19 protein-coding genes are annotated in these 21,704 nt (G+C 34.4%); 10 read left to right on the top strand and 9 right to left on the bottom strand.

The genetic code is table 11. The features are described 5' to 3' along the window. Nucleotides 1–18 precede the first annotated feature (18 nt). On the bottom strand, nt 19–1,281 hold the full coding sequence (locus RMN97_RS05850; protein ID WP_309613588.1) for a sigma-54 dependent transcriptional regulator: 1,263 nt from the start codon (nt 1,279–1,281) through the stop codon (nt 19–21). Between the two features lie 108 nt (nt 1,282–1,389). Next, nucleotides 1,390–2,838 (bottom strand): tRNA (N6-isopentenyl adenosine(37)-C2)-methylthiotransferase MiaB, encoded by a 1,449-nt coding sequence (gene miaB / locus RMN97_RS05855; protein WP_309613589.1) that lies wholly within the window; start codon nt 2,836–2,838, stop codon nt 1,390–1,392. Between the two features lie 158 nt (nt 2,839–2,996). On the opposite strand from miaB, the gene RMN97_RS05860 reads away from it, so the two are divergent. From RMN97_RS05860 to RMN97_RS05895, 8 genes are all read left to right on the top strand, one after another. Further along, on the top strand, nt 2,997–4,082 hold the full coding sequence (locus RMN97_RS05860; protein ID WP_309613590.1) for an acyltransferase: 1,086 nt from the start codon (nt 2,997–2,999) through the stop codon (nt 4,080–4,082). Nucleotides 4,083–4,303: 221 nt separating this feature from the next. Next, on the top strand, nt 4,304–6,805 hold the full coding sequence (gene topA, locus RMN97_RS05865) for a type I DNA topoisomerase (protein WP_309613591.1): 2,502 nt from the start codon (nt 4,304–4,306) through the stop codon (nt 6,803–6,805). 3 nt (nt 6,806–6,808) lie between these two features. After that, nucleotides 6,809–7,963, top strand: a complete 1,155-nt coding sequence (locus RMN97_RS05870) for a formimidoylglutamase (protein WP_309613592.1) — start codon at nt 6,809–6,811, stop codon at nt 7,961–7,963. Between the two features lie 237 nt (nt 7,964–8,200). Then, nucleotides 8,201–9,610, top strand: coding sequence for a gliding motility lipoprotein GldK (gene gldK / locus RMN97_RS05875; protein ID WP_309613593.1), 1,410 nt, complete (start codon nt 8,201–8,203; stop codon nt 9,608–9,610). A 53-nt stretch (nt 9,611–9,663) separates the two neighbouring features. Beyond that, the gene (gldL, locus tag RMN97_RS05880) at nt 9,664–10,311 is read left to right on the top strand and encodes a gliding motility protein GldL (RefSeq protein WP_309613594.1); all 648 of its coding nucleotides are present in this window, start codon (nt 9,664–9,666) and stop codon (nt 10,309–10,311) included. Nucleotides 10,312–10,367: 56 nt separating this feature from the next. After that, nucleotides 10,368–11,912, top strand: a complete 1,545-nt coding sequence (gene gldM, locus RMN97_RS05885) for a gliding motility protein GldM (RefSeq protein WP_309613595.1) — start codon at nt 10,368–10,370, stop codon at nt 11,910–11,912. A gap of 49 nt (nt 11,913–11,961) precedes the next feature. Beyond that, nucleotides 11,962–12,876, top strand: a complete 915-nt coding sequence (gene gldN / locus RMN97_RS05890; RefSeq protein WP_309613596.1) for a gliding motility protein GldN — start codon at nt 11,962–11,964, stop codon at nt 12,874–12,876. A 68-nt stretch (nt 12,877–12,944) separates the two neighbouring features. After that, nucleotides 12,945–13,988: an FAD-dependent oxidoreductase gene (locus RMN97_RS05895; protein ID WP_309613597.1), complete on the top strand. Its 1,044-nt coding sequence runs from the start codon at nt 12,945–12,947 to the stop codon at nt 13,986–13,988. Here the strand turns inward: RMN97_RS05895 and RMN97_RS05900 are convergent. Next, complete coding sequence (locus tag RMN97_RS05900; protein WP_309613598.1) at nt 13,978–14,361, bottom strand: DUF983 domain-containing protein; 384 nt, start codon at nt 14,359–14,361, stop codon at nt 13,978–13,980. The genes RMN97_RS05895 and RMN97_RS05900 overlap by 11 nt on opposite strands. 91 nt (nt 14,362–14,452) lie before the next feature. Between RMN97_RS05900 and RMN97_RS05905 the strand changes: the two genes are divergently transcribed. Further along, nucleotides 14,453–16,360, top strand: coding sequence for an ATP-binding cassette domain-containing protein (locus RMN97_RS05905; RefSeq protein WP_309613599.1), 1,908 nt, complete (start codon nt 14,453–14,455; stop codon nt 16,358–16,360). 103 nt (nt 16,361–16,463) lie between these two features. Here the strand turns inward: RMN97_RS05905 and RMN97_RS05910 are convergent, their stop codons facing one another. After that, the gene (locus RMN97_RS05910) at nt 16,464–17,432 is read right to left on the bottom strand and encodes an App1 family protein (RefSeq protein ID WP_309613600.1); all 969 of its coding nucleotides are present in this window, start codon (nt 17,430–17,432) and stop codon (nt 16,464–16,466) included. A 60-nt stretch (nt 17,433–17,492) separates the two neighbouring features. Here RMN97_RS05910 and RMN97_RS05915 point away from each other — a divergent pair, with 60 nt between their 5' ends. Continuing rightward, nucleotides 17,493–18,374: a diacylglycerol kinase family protein gene (locus RMN97_RS05915; RefSeq protein WP_309613601.1), complete on the top strand. Its 882-nt coding sequence runs from the start codon at nt 17,493–17,495 to the stop codon at nt 18,372–18,374. Nucleotides 18,375–18,419: 45 nt separating this feature from the next. Here RMN97_RS05915 and RMN97_RS05920 read toward each other — a convergent pair whose 3' ends face one another. From RMN97_RS05920 to RMN97_RS05940, 5 genes are all read right to left on the bottom strand, one after another. After that, complete coding sequence (locus tag RMN97_RS05920) at nt 18,420–18,776, bottom strand: hypothetical protein (RefSeq protein ID WP_309613602.1); 357 nt, start codon at nt 18,774–18,776, stop codon at nt 18,420–18,422. After that, entirely contained in the window at nt 18,773–19,261 is a 489-nt protein-coding gene (locus RMN97_RS05925; protein ID WP_309613603.1) for a DoxX family protein, read from the bottom strand. The genes RMN97_RS05920 and RMN97_RS05925 overlap by 4 nt, the downstream gene beginning before the upstream one ends. Nucleotides 19,262–19,290: 29 nt before the next feature. Further along, a complete protein-coding gene (locus tag RMN97_RS05930) occupies nt 19,291–19,917 on the bottom strand; it encodes a GIN domain-containing protein (RefSeq protein WP_309613604.1) in 627 nt (208 codons plus the stop codon). 45 nt (nt 19,918–19,962) lie between these two features. Further along, entirely contained in the window at nt 19,963–20,316 is a 354-nt protein-coding gene (locus tag RMN97_RS05935) for a hypothetical protein (RefSeq protein ID WP_309613605.1), read from the bottom strand. A gap of 174 nt (nt 20,317–20,490) precedes the next feature. Beyond that, complete coding sequence (locus tag RMN97_RS05940; protein ID WP_309613606.1) at nt 20,491–21,276, bottom strand: helix-turn-helix domain-containing protein; 786 nt, start codon at nt 21,274–21,276, stop codon at nt 20,491–20,493. Between the last annotated feature and the right edge of the window lie 428 nt (nt 21,277–21,704).

Below are 21,704 nucleotides of genomic sequence, written 5' to 3' on the forward strand. Positions count from 1 at the left end.
ATGTGTTGAATAAAAAATTTATAAGTCGTACTGCTTAATTTTTCGATAAAGCGTTCTTTCAGAGATTCCTAATTCATCAGCAGCGGCTTTTCTTTTGCCTTTATGACGTTCCAAAGATTTCTTGATGAGTTCAATTTCTTTTTGCTCTAATTTCAATACTTCTTCCTCATCAATGGTTTCTGCCATTAGGTAATTCGTTTCATCGTCATCGTCAAACTCTTCTTGTTCTGCTTCGTTTTGCGAAGAAATCGAGTTCAATCTTTGTTCATCTGCAAAATTAGAAACACTTTCCTCTTTTTGGCCAAAGACCTTCTGAATCAAATTCTTATTCATTTCCTGCACTTTGGAACTTCCGTTTTGCATTAATTCCATCGTTAGCTTTTTCAAATCATGCAAATCGCTTTTCATGTCAAAAAGGACTTTGTATAAAATATCTCTTTCAGTAGAAAAATCATTTTCCGATTTTTTTCCACCAATAACTGAAGGCAAATTGTTGCCTTCAATTGGAAGATAGGATTGTAAAGTTGCCAAAGAAATATCGCGATTGGTTTCCAAAACCGAAAGCTGTTCGGCAAAATTTCTGAGCTGACGGATGTTTCCGCTCCAGCGGTATTTTTGCAAAAATTGAATGGCTTCATCACTCAGTTTAACGGGTGGCATTTTATATTTATGCGCAAAATCGGAAGCAAATTTTCGAAATAATAAATGAATGTCATCCTTTCTGTCACGCAAAGGCGGCAAAGGAATATCAACTGTACTCAAACGATAGTATAAATCTTCACGGAATTTCCCTTTTTCGATAGCATCAAATAAATTTACATTGGTAGCCGCAACGATACGAACATTGGTTTTTTGTACTTGCGATGAACCCACTTTTAGGAATTCGCCGTTTTCCAAAACACGAAGTAAACGCACTTGTGTTGTCAAGGGTAATTCGCCTACTTCATCGAGGAAAATTGTTCCGCCATCAGCGACTTCAAAATATCCTTGACGTTCTGCGTTAGCTCCGGTAAACGAACCTTTTTCATGCCCAAAAAGTTCACTATCAATAGTTCCTTCCGGAATGGCGCCACAGTTTACGGCAATATATTTTCCGTGTTTTCTATGCGAAAGCGAATGAATAATTCTGGGAATGCTTTCTTTACCAACGCCACTTTCACCGACAACCAATACCGAAATATCAGTAGGGGCAACCTGTATCGCTTTTTCTATGGCACGATTCAGTTTTGGGTCATTCCCAATAATCTCAAATCGTTGTTTTATACTTTGTACTGTTTCCATATTTCATTAAGTGCTTGCGATGCAATTTTATTTGTTTTTTTGCCACAGATTCCACAAATTATCACAGATTAAATTTGTGAAAATTTGTGTAATTCGTGGCTTATTTTTTTAATTCATATTTGAATATCCAACAGCTTTCCCAATCAAAGTTCCGCTGGTGCAATTCGTTATTTTCACATTGACAAAATCACCAATTTTATAGTCTTCTCTTGGGAAAACTACCACTAAGCTTTGAGAATTTCTTCCTGATAAATCTTTATCTGATTTTTTAGAAACTTTTTCTACTAAGACTTCTACGGTTTTGCCAACAAACTCTTTGGTTCTGAAGCCGCTGTGAATACGTTGTAAATCGACAATTTCTTGTAATCTGCGGAATTTGGTTTCCTCTGGCACATCATCCTTCATCTTTCTTCCAGCCAAAGTTCCCGGACGCTCTGAATACGAATACATATAACCAAAGCTATATTTTACAGCTTCCATTAGGCTCAAAGTATCTTGATGATCTGCTTCTGTTTCCGTTGGGAAACCGGCAATCATATCTTGAGTAACACTGGCATCAGGGATGATTTGATGAATTTTATCAATTAAATGTAAATATTCTGTACGTGTGTGTAAACGATTCATTTCTTTAAGAATCCTGTCGCTTCCACTTTGAACCGGTAAATGAACATGTTTACAAACATTTGGATATTTGGCAATCACATGCAACACTTCTTCATGCATGTCTTGCGGATTTGATGTTGAAAAACGAATACGCATTTTCGGAAACTGTACCGCAACCATTTCTAATAATTGGTCAAAACCAACTGCTGTGGCTTGCTGCATTTCGGAAGCTTTATCAAAATCTTTTTTCAAACCGCCACCATACCAAAGATAGCTGTCTACATTTTGACCAAGAAGGGTTACTTCTTTAAATCCTTTGCTCCATAAATCTTGGATTTCTTTAAGAATACTTTGCGGTTCCCGACTGCGTTCTCGTCCGCGAGTGAAAGGGACCACGCAAAATGTGCACATATTATCACAACCACGTGTAATAGAAACAAGAGCGGTTACACCATTGCTCATCAAACGTACAGGTGAAATATCGCCGTAGGTTTCTTCTTTCGATAAAATCACATTGATAGCATCTCTGCCGTCTTCGACTTCTTTCAGCAAGTTGGGTAAATCCTTGTAAGCATCCGGACCTACAACCATGTCAACAATTTTCTCTTCGTCAAGAAACTTCTCTTTCAAACGTTCTGCCATACAACCTAAAACACCCACTTTCATTCCCGGATTTACCTCACGTTTCACGGCATTGTATTTTTCCAAACGCTTTCTAACCGTTTGTTCAGCTTTATCACGAATAGAACAAGTGTTTACCAAAACCAAGTCGGCTTCTTCTAATATAGTGGTAGTATTATAACCTTCATTAGTTAAAATGGAAGCCACCACTTCACTGTCCGAAAAATTCATCGCACAGCCATAGCTTTCTATAAATAGTTTTTTGGTATTTTCTTTTTTGTGTTCCAAAACAAGACTAGTACCTTGTTTTTTCTCGTCAATTTCTTTTTCCATAAAATAATCTTCGGTTATCCGGGACAACAAAGATAATACTAAATTACAAAATATGACAAGATGGCAGAGAATGATAATTCAACTTATTGCAATTGATGGAATGAAAAACGTGTAAATTAACATTTATTGTTAAATTGCACTGTCTAATAATAGTAAAAATGAGAACAGCATCGACTTCCAAACCTGCTTTCCTTTCCTACATGCACAGTTTTAGAGGGTTTGCTATTGTTAATATTGTTGCTATTCATGCTATTGGATTTTCAGCATGGGAAGCATCAAATAATCCAAAAGACCTAATTTCTATAGCTAATGAGTTGTTGTTTCACAACAGTACAATTTATTTTGCACTTATTTCAGGTTTGTTATATACGGCTATTTTAAAGAAAAAAGGATATCAACAATTCTTTAGCAGCAAATTTAAATATGTCCTGCTGCCTTATATTTTTTTTACATTACTCTATACTGTATTTGATAATAAGGTGTATGATTTTTTTGTGTATCAAACTAGTTTTAATAATTATTTAAATGATTTGCCTCGCAATTTTATTTATGGAAAAGCAATGTTTGTATTTTGGTATATTCCGGTATTGTTGTTTTTATATTTGGTAACTCCTTTTTTAGACTATTTAATGCAAATAAAAAGATGGGGGAATTGGCTAATGGTAATTATTATATTCACGCCTTTAGTAGTAAGGCGAGAGGAAGTGAGGGAATTGTATACAAGTGATTTTTTAAGTTTTCATAATATGGTTCATTTTACGGGTGCATATGCCGCTGGAATGTATTTAGCTGATAATTTAGAAACAAAAATAGCGTTGATACACAAAAACAAGTATCTTTTGTTAGTCATGGCAGTTATTGCTTCTTCGGCAATATTATATGCAACACTCAATGATTATGATAAAGTAGGAGTGTTTTCTATTTTATCGGCGCTTTATTATTTTCAAAAAATTGTGATTTCTATGTTGGTTTTATTGTTTTTTAAATCTTTAGGAGAAAAGCAACCAAAATGGCTACAACCAATAGCAAAAGATGCTTTTGCTATTTATTTTTTGCATGTTTTTTTTATAGGAGTCTTGCTGGGATATTTTGGGCCAATTACTTTTTTTATAAAAATTGTAAAATTTAATGCTTTATTAGGAGGCGTTTTAATACTTGTGATTTCTATACTCATGAGTATGTTGGTTGTTTGGTTGTTTAGACTACTATTTGGCAAGTATTCCAGAATGATTATCGGGTCTTAAAATATGCAGGGATAATATAGCAAACTACTGCCTTTCAAACTAATTCTTGTTTTCGGAACTCTCGATTTTACAAGTTTTTTAAAAAACCTACTATTTCTAAAATGATTTCATATTTAAAACACTAATTTCCATCAACCATTCCAAGAGATGTGGTTAAAAAAATAGAATAAAATCATTTTTTAAAAAAAACAATTACTTTTGCCGACATAAACAATCGGGATATGGCAAAGAATTTAGTTATAGTTGAGTCACCGGCAAAAGCCAAGACCATCGAAAAATTTCTAGGAAGTGATTTCCAAGTAGAGTCAAGTTACGGGCATATTGCCGACTTGCCTTCTAAAGAAATTGGAGTAGATGTTTTGAACGGATTCAAACCCAAATATGAAGTCTCCTCCGATAAAAAAGCTTTGGTCACCAAATTAAAAGGACTAGCCAAAAACGCCGAAATGGTTTGGTTAGCTTCCGATGAGGACCGCGAAGGAGAAGCCATTTCTTGGCACTTAGCGGAAGAATTGAAATTAGACAAAGCCAAAACTAAAAGAATAGTTTTCCACGAAATTACCAAAAATGCCATTCTAAAAGCCATCGATAATCCAAGAGAAATCGATTATAATTTAGTAAATGCCCAACAAGCACGTAGAGTTTTAGACAGATTGGTTGGATATGAACTTTCTCCGGTTTTATGGAAAAAAGTAAAAGGCGGATTATCGGCTGGTCGTGTGCAATCGGTTTCAGTGCGTTTAATTGTTGAAAGAGAAAGAGAAATTCAAGAGTTCAACCCTGTAGCATCTTATTCAGTAACTGCCGAATTTACAAACGAAGCCGGAAAAGTGGTGAAAGCCAAATTACCAAAAAACTTTGCAACCAAAAAAGAAGCCGAAGATTTTCTAAATAAAAATGTTGGTTCTATTTATAAGGTAGCCGATTTAGAAACTAAACCAACAAAAAAATCACCAGCAGCGCCGTTTACAACGTCAACGTTACAACAGGAAGCTGCACGTAAATTGTATTTACCGGTTGGAATTACGATGCAAATCGCACAACGTTTGTACGAAGCGGGATTGATTACCTATATGAGAACCGATAGTGTGAATCTTTCTAAAGAAGCGATGGATGCAGCACAAGCTGAAATCACTAAATCATACGGAAGAGAGTTTTCAAAACCTAGAACATTCAATACAAAAAGCAAAGGTGCACAAGAAGCACATGAAGCGATTCGTCCAACAGATATGTCGAGACACACTGTTAATGTTGAAAGAGATCAAGCGCGTTTATACGATTTGATTTGGAAAAGAACATTAGCATCACAAATGAGCGATGCCGAATTAGAAAGAACCAATGTAAGGATTGAAGCCAATAATCATGCTGAAGTTTTTCAGGCATCGGGAGAAGTAATCAAATTTGAAGGTTTCTTAAAAGTATATCTAGAAGGCAATGACGACGACGATGAAGAACAAGAAGGAATGTTGCCTGCATTAAAAGTGAATGAAAGATTACAAAACAATACTATCACTGCAACCGAAAGATATACAAGAGCGGCATCAAGATATACCGAAGCCTCTTTGGTAAAGAAATTAGAAGAGCTTGGTATTGGTCGTCCATCTACTTATGCGCCAACGATTTCTACTATCATTGCCAGAACATATGTTGAAAAAGGAAACTTAGAAGGTGTAGAAAGAAAGTACACGCAGCTTTCGCTTCAAGCGAATAAAGTTGACGAAAAGATTTTAAAAGAAAATACAGGTTCTGATAAAGGGAAATTAGTTCCAACAGATATCGGAACAATTGTGAATGACTTTTTAGTAAAGAATTTTGCGGCAATTTTAGATTATAATTTTACGGCTAAAGTGGAGCAGGACTTTGACGAAATCGCAGAAGGAAATATCGATTGGGCAAAGATGATGCAGGACTTCTACGATAAGTTTCATCCAAATGTTCTTGAAGTAGGCGAAAATGCAGAACGTGAAAGCGGGGAAAGAATATTGGGTAAAGACCCAAAAACAGGCAAACAAGTTTTGGTTCGTTTAGGAAAATTTGGTCCGGTAGCACAAATTGGTGAAGCTGACGATGAAGAAAAGCAATTCGCAAGTTTGCGTCAGGAACAGAATATTGGCAGCATAACTTTGGAAGAAGCACTGAATTTATTTTTGTTGCCAAAAAACCTAGGTGCATATAAAGGAGAAGAAGTTGAAGTTAGCAATGGTCGTTTTGGACCGTATGTTCGTTTCGGAAAACAATTCATTTCGTTGCCTAAAGGCGAAGATCCGTTGGATGTGACTATGGAAAGAGCGCAAGAGCTGATAAACGAAAAAGCACAAGCTGATGCGCCAATTGCTACTTATAAGAATGAGCCAGTTCAAAAAGGCGTAGGTCGTTTTGGTCCATTTTTGAAATGGAACGGCATTTTCATCAACGTAAGTAAAAAATACAACTTCGATAATTTATCACAAGCTGATGTAGAAGAATTGATAGAAGAGAAATTACAAAAGAATATCGATAAAGTAATTCACAATTGGAAAGAAGAAGGAATCTTGGTTGAAAAAGCACGTTGGGGAAAATCAGTAATCACCAAGGGTAAAATCAAGATTGAATTAAATAAAGATGTTGACGCTTCAAAATTGACTTTGGAACAAGTTAAAGAGTTAATAGAAAAGAAAACACCTGCAAAAAAAACTGCAGCCAAGAAACCTGCAGCCAAAAAAGCACCAGCAAAAAAGAAATAAACTATGGAATTTGATTTTCTGTCACCAGTTGATAACGAAATAATTCAATTCATAAACGGATTGTCGTCACAGCATTTGGGAAGTAAAGTTGCGTTTCATACAGATAAAGACTTTCCGGACATTGACAAAGTAAAAATTGCCATCATAGGTGTTTTAGAAAACCGCGGTGCATTGAATTTCGTAGATGACGAAGTCAACTTGGATGCCGTACGAAAAGAATTGTATAGTTTGTTTCCCGGAAACTGGCAAAGCTCAATTGCCGATTTAGGCGATATTATTCCCGGAAATTCTTTAGAAGACACTTTTTTTGCTTTACAAAAAGTAGCCGCTAAATTAATCCGAAAAGGTATTATTCCAATTGTTATTGGTGGTTCGCAGGATTTGACGTATCCGTTATACAGAGCATACGATACCCAAGAACAAATGGTCAACTTGGTTTCTATAGATAGTAAATTTGATTTTGGTAAACAGGAAGATGGAATAACGGCCAATTCTTATTTGTCTAAGATAATTTTGGATGAGCCAAATAATCTTTTTAATTATACCAATATTGGGTATCAGACCTATTATAATTCTCAAGAGGAGATAGATTTAATAGAAAAATTATTTTTTGATGCATACAGATTAGGTGAGATTTCAAACAATATTGAATTGTCGGAACCAACATTACGCGATGCAGATATAGTCAGTATTGATTTAAATGCGGTAAAGTCTTCATATTCAGGAAATTTTGCTACTTTTACTCCGAATGGGTTTGATGGGAAAGAAATTTGTAGTTTATCAAGATATGCAGGTATAAGTGACAAAGTGAGTTCTTTAGGAATTTTTAATTACAATAACAATAAAGAAGGCTCAGTTCTAATTGCCCAGATAATATGGTATTTTATCGAAGGTGTTAATTATCGTTCAAATGAGTACCCATTTGGAACAAAAGAAAATTATTTAAAATATATTGTACCATTAGAAAACGAAGAATTAATGTTCTATAAGAGTAATAAAACTGGGAGATGGTGGATAGAAATTAATTTTTTTGTAGGGCAACACAATAAACTTAAAAAAAATACGTTATTATCTTGTTCGCATGATGAATATTTAGCAGCTTGTAATAATGAAATACCAGAAAGATGGTGGAAAGCTCAAAGAAAAAATTCTATTTAATAAAATAAAAATATAAAAAAACCTACAAATAATACAAAAAAGCACACTTTATCGTTAAAAAGTGTATTTTATCGATAAAATATTTTTTTAATTACAAGATTAATTCTATTTTTGGAATGTGAATTACTGTTATCGAGCATTGTATGATGAAATTTAATATTAATTAATTGCTTTTTTGAAAAATAATAAATAGGTTTACGCCCTAAAAAAATATTCAAATAACCCCAAAATATACATATGAAGAAGTTCATAACATTTGCGTCATTTTTAGCTTTATTAACCAGTTGTGGTGGATCAAGTGATAAAGGTGAATTGGTAGGAGTTAAAGGCAGGAAATGGCATCCAGAAAAACCATTTGGAATGACTTTAATAACTGGTGGATCATACATTATGGGAAAATCTGATGATGACCCAGCTAATATACAAGATTCGCCTACTAAAACGGTTACCGTTAGATCATTTTATATGGATGAAACCGAGATCACAAATAGTGAGTACCGTCAGTTTGTAGAATGGGTAAAAGACTCTACAATAAGAGTACGTTTGGCTATTCTTGCTGATGAAGTTGGACAAACGTCAACTGGTAAAGGAGGAAAAGGTGGAGGAAAAGGCGGAAGTATTGGAGATTTTGCTTTTAATGATACCGATCCTGCAAAAATGACTCCATACGATAAGTACATGTATGAGAATTATTATAGTGTAGGAACTGATGATGATCCTTATGCAGGAAGACGATTGAATAAAAAAATCAAACTTATAAAAGATACCAAGAAATATCCAGACGAATATTACACAGAAGTTATGGATACTATGTATTTGCCTTTAGCTGAATCTTTCAATGGTTTAAGAACTATAGATGTCCGTAAATTAAAATTCAGATATTCATGGATGGATATCCAAGCAGCAGCAAGAGCTAAAACAGGTAAAAGAAGTGATTTCATTAGAACAGAACAGCAACTTGTTTATCCTGACACTACAGTTTGGATAAAAGATTTTGCTTACTCCTATAATGAGCCGATGCATAACGATTATTTTTGGCACCAAGCATATGGTCAATATCCTGTAGTTGGTGTTAATTGGAAACAAGCAAAAGCATTTTGTGCTTGGAGAACGTTAAACAAAAATTCTTATATCAAATCAAAGAAGAAAAAGCAAGATTTAATAAATACTTTCCGTTTACCTATTGAATCGGAATGGGAATACGCTGCTAGAGGTGGATTAGAATCAGCTACTTTTCCTTGGGGTGGACCTTATGCTAAAAATGACAGAGGTTGTTTCTTAGCTAACTTCAAACCTAACAGAGGAGATTATGCTGCTGATCAGGCTTTGTATACTGTAGAAGCAAAATCATATGAGCCAAATGGATATAATTTGTACAACATGTCAGGAAATGTTGCTGAATGGACAGATTCATCTTACGATGCCGCGGCTTACGAATATGTATCTTCCATAAATCCAAATGTTCAAGATTTAAAAAACATGAGAAAAGCTGTTCGTGGTGGTTCATGGAAAGATGTTGCTTACTTCTTGCAAGTAGGAACTAGAGATTTTGAATATGCAGATTCAGCTAGAAGCTATATTGGTTTTCGTACAGTTCAGGATTATATGGGAACTCAGGTTACCAAGAATGCTGCACCTAAAAAGTAATTTCAAACTAACTTAAATATAAATTAAAACTAACTAACTAAAATTTTATTATTATGGCATTATTAAGCAAAAAAGCAATGAATTTCGCATATGGGATGGGAGCAGCAGTTGTAATCCTTGGAGCATTATTCAAAATTACTCACCTAGAATTTGGATTTATTACGGGTAACTTAATGTTAACTATTGGTCTTGTAACGGAAGCGTTAATTTTTGGTTTGTCTGCTTTTGAACCTGTTGACAACGAATTAGACTGGTCATTAGTTTATCCAGAACTAGCTGGTGGTGAAGCAAAAGCTAGAAAAGTAAAAACAGAAGATGCCACTGATGCACAAGGTCTATTGTCTCAAAAATTAGACGCTATGTTAAAAGAAGCTAAAGTAGATAGTGCTCTTATGGAAAGCTTAGGAAATAGCATCAAAAACTTTGAAGGTGCAGCTAAAGCTATATCTCCAACGGTTGATGCAGTTGCTTCTACTAAAAAATATTCAGAAGAAATGACTAGAGCTGCGGGTCAATTAGAAGCGTTGAATGGTTTATACCAAGTTCAATTGCAAAGTGCAGAAAGAAACGCAAAAATCAACGATGAAGTTGCTGAAAACAATTTAAAATTAAAAGATCAAATGCAAAGCTTAACTTCTAACCTTTCTACATTGAACAATGTATATGGTGGAATGCTTTCTGCAATGAGTAACAAAGGATAATTAGTTATATAACTATATATTTTAAACAAAATAATAATTTAAACTAATTAGAAAAAATGGCAGGAGGAAAATTAACCCCTAGACAGAAGATGATTAACCTAATGTATTTGGTATTCATCGCGATGTTAGCATTAAACATGTCCAAAGAAGTATTATCTGCTTTTGGAATTTTAAATAAAAAAATTGTAGAGTCAAATCAATTAACTACAAAACGTAATGATGAAGCCTTTCGTCAATTGGCAGATCAAGCTAAAGACCAGCCAGGTCAGTTTGCTGCCAAAAAAGTAAAAGTTGACAAAATCAGAACTTTATCGAAAGAATTTTATAGTTACATTGAAGATATGAAAAATGCGTCTTCAACTGGTTTCGATTTGAACGAGGAAGGTGTTTATGAAAAAATGGATAAAGGAGACTATTTTGACAATTTATTTTTCAAAGGAGACAAAGTATCTAAAGCAGGACAGGATTTTTTAGCGAGAATTGCAAATTATTCAGCTAAAATCAAAGAAATTGGCGGTAGTGATATTGCTGAAAGCGAACTTAATAAAATTCAGGACAGATTTGCAACAAATCCCGTTAAGTCTAAAAATGCAGGGACTACTGTGTCTTGGATTGATTACAATTATAAAGGATTCCCTTTAATTGCGTCAATTACAAAACTATCGCAATTACAAGCCGATGTTAAAACTACAGAAAGTGATATCATTGCAGGAATGTTCCAGACAAGTTTGATTTCTGCCGCATCTTTGAAAAAATATGTAGCTATAGTTGTTCCGGAAAAAACGGCTTTCTTTCAAGGAGAAGCAGTTAAAGGAAAAGTTATCTTAGGTAAATATGATCCAGACTTGGTTGCAAGATCAGTTGTGGTAAATGGTCAGTCAGTAAAAGCCACTGCAGGTCAGGCCGAATTTTCTTTCGGAGCTGGAGCTGTAGGAGAACATGAAATTACGGGATCTTTTGACTTTGATGAGCGTGGCGAAGTTGTAAGACTACCAATTACAGGAAACTACGTAGTAGTTCCTAAGCCAAACTCAGCAAATATTTCTGCTGATAAAATGAACGTAGTTTATAGAGGGTTACCTAACCCAATGACCATTTCATTTGCAGGTATCACTGACAATCTAGTTACTGCTTCTGCTCCTGGTATGAGTAAAGGCTCTAAACCAGGACAGTATAGTCTTAGTCCAGGGTCTGGAACTGAAGTTACTGTTAGCGTAACCGGTCAATTGCCAGATAAAACTAAAGTTTCAGATAAGAAAGTATTTAGAATCAAAAACATCCCTGCACCGGCTGGTGCAATTGGTGGAGTAACTGGAGTTCAAAAAGGTGCTAAATCTCGTTTAGAGGTTTCCACAGTTACTGCTGAACTTCAAGATTTCGTTTATGATTTAAGATATGATGTAACCCGTTTTAGTTTCAAAGTACCTGGACAGGCAGCTGTTATTGTTAACGGTAATAAAGTTGATGCAAAATGTAAAGCAGCTTTAGCAAGAGCCTCTAAAGGTGATCAAATATCTATCTTTGATATTAAAACAAAAATTGTTGGAGTAGGAGGAATAATTCCTAAAGATGCTGCACCAGTTATTTTTGAAATACAATAAAAAATTTAAGTTGAAAAGAAACCTACTTAAATAACGTATATTATAAATTATGAAACTTAAAAATCTTTTATCGGTAATTTTTGCAGTAGCAATGAGTGCTTCAACTTTTGCTCAGTCAAATTTGTTGAATTCCAAAACTCCGGATGAGATTGGGAAGAAATCAGCAGCACAGTTAATTTCTGACAACGACAAGCCATTGCCTTATGGTTATGTTCATGACAGAGATGTGTTAATGGGTAAAACCATTTGGGAGTTTGTTGACCTTGATGAAAGAATTAATTTTCCTTTGTATTATCCTATTGATACCGCTTTTGTTGGTAAGGAAAGAAGATCACTATTTGATGTACTTGTTAAAAACATCAAGAGTGGTAAGATTACCGAAGTATATACCGATGATTATTTCAACACCAAGAAAACCTTTAAGGATATGGAGTCTTCATTTGTTTATATCGATACTACCGATGCGGGGAAGGACGAGATAAATAATTATTATGACGATTATAAAAGCGGAGCCAAAGTTTTAGACCCACAGTTTATCAATAATAAAATATTGGATGCTAGTTATATTTCTGGCTATAGAATCAAAGGTTATTGGTATTTTGACAAACGTCAAGGTGAGTTAAAATACAGACTGTTAGCTTTGTGTCCGGTTACTCCTGAGGCAAGAGATGCTGGAAATGATAACGCTGATGTAATTGATTTGTTCTGGGTTTACTTCCCTTCAGTAAGAGATATATTGCATGAGTCGAAGGCCTTTAATGATAAGAACTCTGCAATGCCAATCACATTTGACCATTTGTTAAACTCTCGAAGATTTACCGGAGAGATTTACAAAGAAGAAAATGTTTATGGTGATAGAGAAATTCAACAATACATGAAGGACAATTCTCAAAATCAGCTTTTAGAATCGGAAAGAGTAAAAGAGAAGATTCGTAGTTTCGAGTCTGACATGTGGAATTACTAAGAAATATTTCATAATACAATATAAAACTCTCATCTTTATGGTGAGAGTTTTTTTTAGCTATAAATAGGATGATAGATTATATTATTGTTGGTTCAGGATTAGCAGGCATCGCTTTTGCAGAAACACTTTTGCAACATAATAAATCATTTATAGTTTTTGATAACAAATCACAAAGTTCGAGTAGCATTGCCGGCGGATTATACAATCCAGTAATATTAAAAAGATTCAGTCAGGTGTGGAATGCTAATCAACAACTTGAACTGGCAAATGGATTTTATGCTTCGATTGAAAAAAAATTAGCTGTTCAATTCGATTTTAAAATTCCTATTTATCGAAAGTTCTTCTCTGTAGAAGAACAAAATAATTGGTTCACAGCTTCCGATAAGCCTAATCTAGCACCATTTCTTTCTACTACTATCGTTCACAAAAAGTACAACGGTATTGATGCTCCATTTGGATATGGAGAAGTATTGCAAACCGGTTATGTAGACACAATTGCTTTGCTTACCCATTATCACAACTATCTAAAAAGCTTAAATTTATTTACTTCAGACACTTTTGAATATACTGAATTGAAAATGTTTGACGACCATATTGAATACCAAAACACAAAAGCCAAACATATTATCTTCGCAGAAGGATTTGGAATGCATTCTAATCCGTTTTTTAATTATTTACCTCTGGATGGAACTAAAGGGGAATTATTCATCATTAAAGCTGCTGATTTAGATTTGGATGTGATTATAAATACCAGCGTTTTTATTTTGCCTTTGGGCGATAATCTTTTTAAAGTAGGCGCAACCTATAATTGGGAAGACAAAACAAACACGCCAACCGCTGAAGGCAAACAAGAATTGATTGATAGAATAAAAGAAATTCTAAACTGTGATTTTGAAATTGTAGAACATTTTGCTGGTGTAAGACCAACAGTCAAAGACAGAAGGCCATTACTTGGCACGCATCCAAAACATTCAAATCTTCATATTTTAAACGGTCTCGGAACTCGTGGTGTAATGCTGGCGCCAACTTTGGCAAAAGATTTATACGACTTTATCGAAAACGGAAAACCACTTGAAAAGACTATCGATATAAAAAGATATGCTATTTCTTAACAGCATCTTTATCAAAACGCACAAACATATTGATGTAAATATTCCGAGCTAATCTTGTGTTAATAGGCATTAAAACAACTAGAGCTAAAATGATAGTAATAAATGATGGCGTTAATGCTAATCCCAAAAAAACTTTTGAAATGATAAACGCTGCCACTCCAACAATAACGGTCAATCCATAATTTACGTACATCGCTCCATAAAAAAACGAAGGCTCTATCTGATAATGTAATCCACAATGACTGCAATTCTCTCGCATTTCTAAAATCTTTGGTAAGTTGTATGGATTTTTATCAACATACATACTTTCTTCTTGGCATCTTGGACAAGTTCCTGTTAAAATACTATTTAGTTTGGATCCTTTTTTTAACATTTGCAAAAATTTTAATTTCATTCCGTTTTTGGTTCCACAAAGGTAAATCCAAAGGAAGGTTTTAATACTAATATACTATTCTTTTTTCTTTATGTTGAATATACACAATTTATCGGTTTCGTTTGGAGGCACATACCTTTTTGAAGAGGTAACTTTTCGATTAGGTTCTGGAGACAGAGTAGGACTAGTTGGGAAAAACGGAGCCGGAAAATCAACGATGCTTAAAATTCTTGCCGGCGATTTTAAACCAGATTCTGGCCAGATTGCAACCGAGAAGGAAGTTAAAATGGGTTTTCTTCGTCAGGATATCGATTTTGACCATGGAAGAACCGTACTTGAAGAAGCTTATGAAGCTTTTATTGAAATAAAAGCTGTTGAAAAAAAGCTAGAAAAAATAAATCATCAATTGGTATCTAGAACCGATTATGAAAGCGATACCTATAGCCAAATCATTGAAGATTTATCCGATTACACACATCGATTTGAATTACTTGGCGGCTATAATTATGTTGGCGATACCGAGAAAATATTATTAGGTTTAGGTTTTAAACGAGAAGATTTTAATAATCAAACGGATACTTTTTCCGGTGGCTGGAGAATGCGTATAGAGTTAGCCAAATTGTTATTGCAATCGAATGATATTTTATTGCTGGATGAGCCAACCAATCACTTGGATATTGAGAGTATCATATGGCTGGAAGGATTTCTTCGAAATTTTCCGGGCGTTGTGGTAATTGTGTCTCACGATAAGATGTTTTTGGATAATGTAACCAATCGTACGATTGAAATTTCTCTGGGCAAAGCCTATGATTACAACAAACCGTATTCGCAATATTTAGTTTTACGTGAAGAAATTCGCGAAAAACAATTGGCTACGCAAAAAAACCAAGCCAAGAAAATAGAAGAAACAGAAAAGTTAATCGAAAAATTCCGTGCCAAAGCTTCTAAAGCATCGATGGCGCAATCACTTATCAAAAAGTTGGATAAAGTAGAACGCATCGAAGTAGATGAGGATGATAATTCTGTCATGAATATTTCGTTTCCGCTTTCGCAAAGTCCCGGAAAGGTCGTTATTGAAGCCGAACATGTGACCAAAGCTTATGGCGATAAAACGATTTTAAAAGACATTTCACTTTTGGTTGAACGCGGTAGTAAAATTGCCTTCGTTGGTCAGAACGGACAAGGGAAATCAACCTTTATGAAAGCCATTGTGAATGAGTTTAAATACCAAGGTTCGATAAAATTAGGACACAATGTGCAGTTAGGTTATTTTGCCCAAAATCAGGCAGAATATTTAGATGGCGAGATTACTTTATTAGAAACTATGACCAATGCCGCTACGGACGGAAATCGCTCGAGAGTCCGTGATATGTTGGGTTCCTTCCTTTTTCGTGGTGATGATGTTGAGAAAAAAGTAAAAGTACTTTCGGGTGGCGAACGCAATCGTTTGGCGTTGTGTAAATTGTTATTGCAGCCTATAAACGTTTTGGTAATGGATGAGCCAACAAATCACTTGGACATCAAATCGAAGAATGTTTTGAAAGCCGCCTTAAAAAAATATGAAGGAACTTTATTGTTGGTTTCTCACGACAGGGATTTTCTTCAGGGAATGTCTAATATTGTTTACGAATTCAAAGACCAAAAAATCAAAGAATATTTGGGCGATATCAATTATTTTCTGGAACAACGCAACATGGAAAACATGCGTGAAGTAGAGAAAAAAGATGTTGCCAAAAAAGAAGCACCAAAGGAAACAGCCAAAGTTTCCTATGAAGATCAAAAGAAAAGCAAATCACTGCAAAACCGTTTGAGTAAAGTAGAAAGCCAAATAAAACAGCTGGAAATCGATATTCAGCAGGATGATAAAGCGTTAGCTTCAAACTATGACAAGCATGTAGAAGATGCCAACTTCTTTATGGCATACAACAAAAAGAAAAAAGAATTGGACCGACTTCTCGAAGAATGGGAAACTGTTCAGGAAGAAATTGATTCGATGTAATTTTTGAAGCTTTTTCCAGCTTTCCATTCCATTCCAAACATTTATGTTCATCGAACACCTTTGAAAAATAAACACTTAGTGAGATAATCTGGGCTAGGTTCGTTTAAGAAATCAAACCAATCTTTTTGGAATGCGCTATGGCTTCAGAGCTTTTCCTAAAATAGCAAACCTGCACGTTTAGTGATTCCAGGTTTTTTAACGTTGCTTCCGCTTTTTCTTTTTTGGAGCTTCCGGTTTGGCGTATGTAAACTGCCTTTACGTTTACTGGGAAAATTTTACAGATATTTTCATAAAGATAAGGATCATGTTGGGAATCATCTCCCAAAAGCGTGTATTGCAAATCGGGATAAAATTCTAAAATGTGCTTTATCTTTTCAAACTTATGGTTGTGGTCGCCACGTCCGGTTATAAACAAATCAATCAAGCTGGTTTTAATATTTTTCAGAAGCAAAACAGCCTTTGGCAATTGATTGATTTCGGCAAATTGTGTTATAAAGCGGTACAAATTCCATTCGCTGCTCGATACATAAAAAAAGGCATTTTGTTCGGTTGAATTTTTCTTTCCCGCACTACTTAATGCCTGGTAATGCGGAACAACATCTTCAAATACCTTTCGGGAATACACATTCTTAAACAACAATATATATAATTTCTTTAACGGATTTTTGGTATGTGAAACCAAAAAAGTATCATCAATGTCAGATATAAATCCAAAATTCCCTTTATGAGGCCTTATATAAGAAGCCGTTTCACTGATTTTTTCTTCATTATATAGGATACTTACGTTATAATCAATCCAACCATAACCTGATTTTTCCTTTAGCGGAATGCAAAATTTAAAATAACCATCATCAAGTGTTTTGGTATGGATTTTTTCTCCGCTATGTTCCAGGAAAACATCAGCATTAGCGTGAGTTTTAATGCGGAACATTCGGATAACCGAAGTAGCGTTTTTAAAATTTTTCTTCTGAAAATCGTAATCTTTCTTAGAGGTAGGTTTAAAAACATGACCCATCACAATTAATTCCTGATCGTTGGCATATCCGCGGTATAATTTGAGAATGGGCTTCACTTAATTGTCTAAATTTGTGTTTCGATTACCAAATTACAAATTATTTGATGAATACTATTTATGGCGAAGGATAAGAAATACATTTTAGTACTGAATCCAATTTCAGGAGACATAGATAAATCCGAGATTCTGTTAAAGACATTAGCCTTTGCGGAAGAATATGCTATAGAAATAATAGTTTATGAAACTTCCGGAAAGAACGACGACCAGGCTATAAAAAACCTATACAATTTACATAAACCGGAACGGATATTAATTGCCGGTGGCGACGGAACTATTAAAATGGTAGGCGAAGCATTAGAAAAGCAAGATGTTATTTTCGGAATACTTCCTGCGGGTTCAGCAAACGGTTTGTCGGTAGACTTAAATCTGCCCATAACTATTGAAGAAAATCTATCGGTCGCTTTCCATAACCACTTTATGGAAATGGACATGATCAGTATCAACGGAAAGAAAAGCATTCATTTAAGTGATTTAGGACTTAATGCTGAATTGGTTAAAAACTATGAAGACAGTTCAGTACGCGGTAAAGTTGGCTATGCATTGCAGATAGTCACTACACTTAGTGAATTAGAAGAACCTTTCTCGGCCAAAATAGAAGCTAATGATCAAACGGTTGAATGCACTGCCCGAATGATTGTAATAGCCAATTCCCAAAAATATGGCACAGGCGTAACGATAAACCCTGATGGTAAAATGGACGATGGGAAGTTTGAGGTTATCATCTTAAAAAACTTGGATTTGCTCGTTTTTGGAAAGATTATTACAGGAAATATGCCTGTAAATTCAGTAGATGTTGAAATCATTTCTACTGATAAAGCTAAAATTACAACAACTTCGCCGATTAGCTTTCAGATGGATGGGGAGTATATTGGCACCGAAACCCAATTGGATATTGTTATTTTACCAGCACAGATGAAAGTTGCGATTCCAGAAACTTAATTTAAAGTAACAAACTAACAAAGAGTTCTTAAATGTAACTCTTTGTTATTCTTTGTCAAAAACCAAATTAACATAAGTGGTGTCTTTTTTAACATCAAAATAGATACGTCTGTTGGGTTTGTCTTTTAACTCAAAATCACCGTTTACGGTACATTTTCCTTCGGCAAAAAGATAACCAGTGGTTGTAGTGATTACCGCTTTATACAAACTGTCTTTCACCACTTCCTGCATAGGATAATCGCTTTCCCAACTCAATGGTTTTCCTTCACCGCGAATACCAACTGATTGTATGTTGTTGACTTTTGAAACATCCAGAGTGACTACAACCAGGCGCTTGTATGATTTTTGAACACATCCGGTCATCAGAATAACAAGCATTGCTGTTTTTATAATAGTTTTCATAGTGAAGTTTTTTTACGGGTTACTAAATAATCAATACCATATCGGCCGGAGCCCAATATCATATAAAATAATCCTACCCACAGAAATCCCATGGCTGGAAGGCAATTCCACATGCCGTTATTAATTTGTTGGGCAAAAATTGCCACTAGCATTGTACTCATTATCAAAAAGGAAGCGATTCGGGTTTGATAACCAAGCAATAAAAAGATACCGCCAACGGCTTCACTAAAGGCACCCATCCAGGCAAAGAACGCAGGGGCGATGGCGAATATACCACCATAAGCGGCTACATCATTTGGAAACCAAAAAGCCACTTCAAAGAAGCCTAAGTTGTTATCTGCAGGCGACCAAGGCAAACCAAATTTATCAGCACCAAAGCTAGAAGTTAATAGAAAACCGCAGACAATTCTTGGTATGGCTAGTAGTAAATCTTGTGAACAATGCGGCAACAGAATAGGTTTCGTAATTCTTTTTAGGAGTTTCATTAGGATATAATTTTAGGATTTAAATATTTTTATTGAATAACTTTCGCTTTGCCGATGTTGATTATATTACCGTTGCCAGATTTAGTCATTTCAATTTCATTAGATACATTTACTTTGGCATTTCCATTTCCTCTGCAAACCACAGTTGCTTTTTTGGCTTGCAATTGAGTAGCTAATAAATTGCCATTTCCTTTACACAAAACGTCAAGATGATCTACAATTCCAGATAATGTAGTACTTCCGTTTACAGGATTTTCTGATTTGAAATTTTCACTATTGATATTCGTTACTATTAGTCCAGAGTTTCCATTATTACTCACTTCAGTAAGATAAGGCAATGTAATAATAACTTTAATTTTTGTGTCTTCAATATACATTTTATTGTTTCTGTTTCCTTTTAAAGAAATCGTTAATCCTTTTTTGAATTCGTTTTCAACTACTGATAACAGTGGAAGCAGATTATCATCAATTGTGATGGAAACACTAAATGGTTTTCCTACTTCTATTTCGAGTTTTCCATCCAAGTCATCAAAAAAAACTTTGTCAAAACTTTGATAATCATATGTTTTATTTATCGTTTTCCCTGAACCTTTTAATTGTGCTGATGAAAAAAAGCTTGCTAGTGCCATAGCGATTGTGATTAAAATTGTTTTCATAATGTTAATGTTTAATGATTTTATTTTGATGATTGAAACTCTTAATTATTTATAATTCATGCCTAAATTTAAATCGCCTTTTACTTTTAATGTTACAGAAGCGTATTCATCGCCAGTGTTTTCTATAATCAAAGCGGTGTTCTTTTCAGTTTTTACAAATGCTGTTTCTTGTGGTTTAACTAAAACAGGAGAATGTGTTCCACCATCAATTGGTGCTTGGTATATTTTTAGTGTCGTTACACCTTCGTTTTTTAAATGGGTTTTAAAAGAACCGTGTTTGTTGTTGCCTAAAACAAAACTTTCTTTAGGTTTAATCGAAGTATTGGAATTTAAAGAGCTAAATACACTGCATGATGAAATACTAAGTGCTAGGAATAGTGTTGCGATTATTGTTCTCATTTTTATTTTTTTTATGAAACCGTATGTTAGGTTTCTGGTTATTTGATGAGGCAAAGATGGAGCAACACAATACGTCAAACGCTTCAAATTATAATTTGAAACCTTTTTATGGTAAAATAAATTATTTGATACTTACTGTAAAAGAAGAAGTTATGATTTGAGACGTCTTGATTTCTATCTTTTATTTAGAAAATCTTTTGGAGAAAGCCCAGTATTTTTTTTGAAGGCACGATTGAATGTGGCCTTCGAGTTAAATCCGCAATCAAAAGCTATTCCGAGTAAGGTGGATTTTTTATGCTCGCCTATTTCGAAGCTGGTTTTTACGGCTTCAATTCGGTAGTTGTTAATGAAGTCGTTAAAGTTTAAACCAAAACCTTGATTGATTGTTTTAGAAACAACGGCAGCATTCGTTTCTAATTTTTTTGCTAAATCTGTTAAGGTTAATTCCGGATTTTGATAGAGTTTTTGCGCTTGAATTAAGGTTTCAATTTTAGCTTTCCAATTTTCAATTTCGGGAGAATGATTTTCTTTAAATGTTTCGTGTTCAATATCTATTATTATATTTTCCGTACTATAATTACTTGATAAAAGTAACGCTGGTTTTTTATCGAACATCGAAATTTCAAACGGAATTTTGGTTACAATTGGATTAGCATAACCTGTTATTGCAACATAATACATAATGATTGAAAAGAACAGGAAAAACCACCAGCTTCCTGTGTAAGAATTTAATTCAGGATAAAAGATAGAAATTATATCAAATACAATCGGGAGGACGAGCATTACTAAAAAACTATATAAATAGGTTTTAATCCATTTAAACAAAATACTATTGGCATAACTAACTACTTGAAACATCAATTTTCGGTATAAATTATAGTATCGGATTGAGGCTGTAAAATATATAGCCATCGAAATTAAACCGGTATTGTGATACCAATTGTCAAAATCTTTGTCCATTCCATCTTTGTAGAAATAATAATCCTTAAAAATATATTTGTCATAAATCCAAATAAATAAGGAATATATCAAATATAGAATTCCTGGAAGAAAATGTAAAAAGTTTCTTTTAGTTAAATGAAAAGCTGGATTTAACAGACTTTGTGTGTAGAAATAAATTACAGGGCCAATAAAAAGTAAGTGTTGAAAGGGCATGTAAAACAAAAAATCCCGATAGGGCTGATTGTCATACCAACCTGCAAAACCTAACATCCAAGGCGCAACAAACAAGCTGCATAAAAAAATAAATAAACTCAGCCAATAATTAGAATTTGTTTCCGTTCTAAATCCCTTTATTAAAAGTAGAAAACTATAAATAATCCCTTGTGAAAAGGTGATGAGGAGTAACGAACTATAAAAGCCAAAATTAAAAAGCATATCTCAAATTT

This window comes from Flavobacterium sp. (assembly GCF_031381455.1).
In the GTDB taxonomy this organism is placed as follows: Bacteria; Bacteroidota; Bacteroidia; order Flavobacteriales; family Flavobacteriaceae; genus Flavobacterium.

Excerpts from the sequence above, each read along its gene's own strand:
- RMN97_RS05850 (WP_309613588.1), bottom strand. The coding sequence starts at position 1,281 with ATGGAAACAGTACAAAGTATAAAACAACGATTTGAGATTATTGGGAAT.
- miaB (WP_309613589.1), bottom strand. The coding sequence starts at position 2,838 with ATGGAAAAAGAAATTGACGAGAAAAAACAAGGTACTAGTCTTGTTTTG.
- RMN97_RS05860 (WP_309613590.1), top strand. The coding sequence starts at position 2,997 with ATGAGAACAGCATCGACTTCCAAACCTGCTTTCCTTTCCTACATGCAC.
- topA (WP_309613591.1), top strand. The coding sequence starts at position 4,304 with ATGGCAAAGAATTTAGTTATAGTTGAGTCACCGGCAAAAGCCAAGACC.
- RMN97_RS05870 (WP_309613592.1), top strand. The coding sequence starts at position 6,809 with ATGGAATTTGATTTTCTGTCACCAGTTGATAACGAAATAATTCAATTC.
- gldK (WP_309613593.1), top strand. The coding sequence starts at position 8,201 with ATGAAGAAGTTCATAACATTTGCGTCATTTTTAGCTTTATTAACCAGT.
- gldL (WP_309613594.1), top strand. The coding sequence starts at position 9,664 with ATGGCATTATTAAGCAAAAAAGCAATGAATTTCGCATATGGGATGGGA.
- gldM (WP_309613595.1), top strand. The coding sequence starts at position 10,368 with ATGGCAGGAGGAAAATTAACCCCTAGACAGAAGATGATTAACCTAATG.
- gldN (WP_309613596.1), top strand. The coding sequence starts at position 11,962 with ATGAAACTTAAAAATCTTTTATCGGTAATTTTTGCAGTAGCAATGAGT.
- RMN97_RS05895 (WP_309613597.1), top strand. The coding sequence starts at position 12,945 with ATGATAGATTATATTATTGTTGGTTCAGGATTAGCAGGCATCGCTTTT.
- RMN97_RS05900 (WP_309613598.1), bottom strand. The coding sequence starts at position 14,361 with ATGTTAAAAAAAGGATCCAAACTAAATAGTATTTTAACAGGAACTTGT.
- RMN97_RS05905 (WP_309613599.1), top strand. The coding sequence starts at position 14,453 with ATGTTGAATATACACAATTTATCGGTTTCGTTTGGAGGCACATACCTT.
- RMN97_RS05915 (WP_309613601.1), top strand. The coding sequence starts at position 17,493 with ATGGCGAAGGATAAGAAATACATTTTAGTACTGAATCCAATTTCAGGA.
- RMN97_RS05920 (WP_309613602.1), bottom strand. The coding sequence starts at position 18,776 with ATGAAAACTATTATAAAAACAGCAATGCTTGTTATTCTGATGACCGGA.
- RMN97_RS05925 (WP_309613603.1), bottom strand. The coding sequence starts at position 19,261 with ATGAAACTCCTAAAAAGAATTACGAAACCTATTCTGTTGCCGCATTGT.
- RMN97_RS05930 (WP_309613604.1), bottom strand. The coding sequence starts at position 19,917 with ATGAAAACAATTTTAATCACAATCGCTATGGCACTAGCAAGCTTTTTT.
- RMN97_RS05935 (WP_309613605.1), bottom strand. The coding sequence starts at position 20,316 with ATGAGAACAATAATCGCAACACTATTCCTAGCACTTAGTATTTCATCA.
- RMN97_RS05940 (WP_309613606.1), bottom strand. The coding sequence starts at position 21,276 with ATGGACAAAGATTTTGACAATTGGTATCACAATACCGGTTTAATTTCG.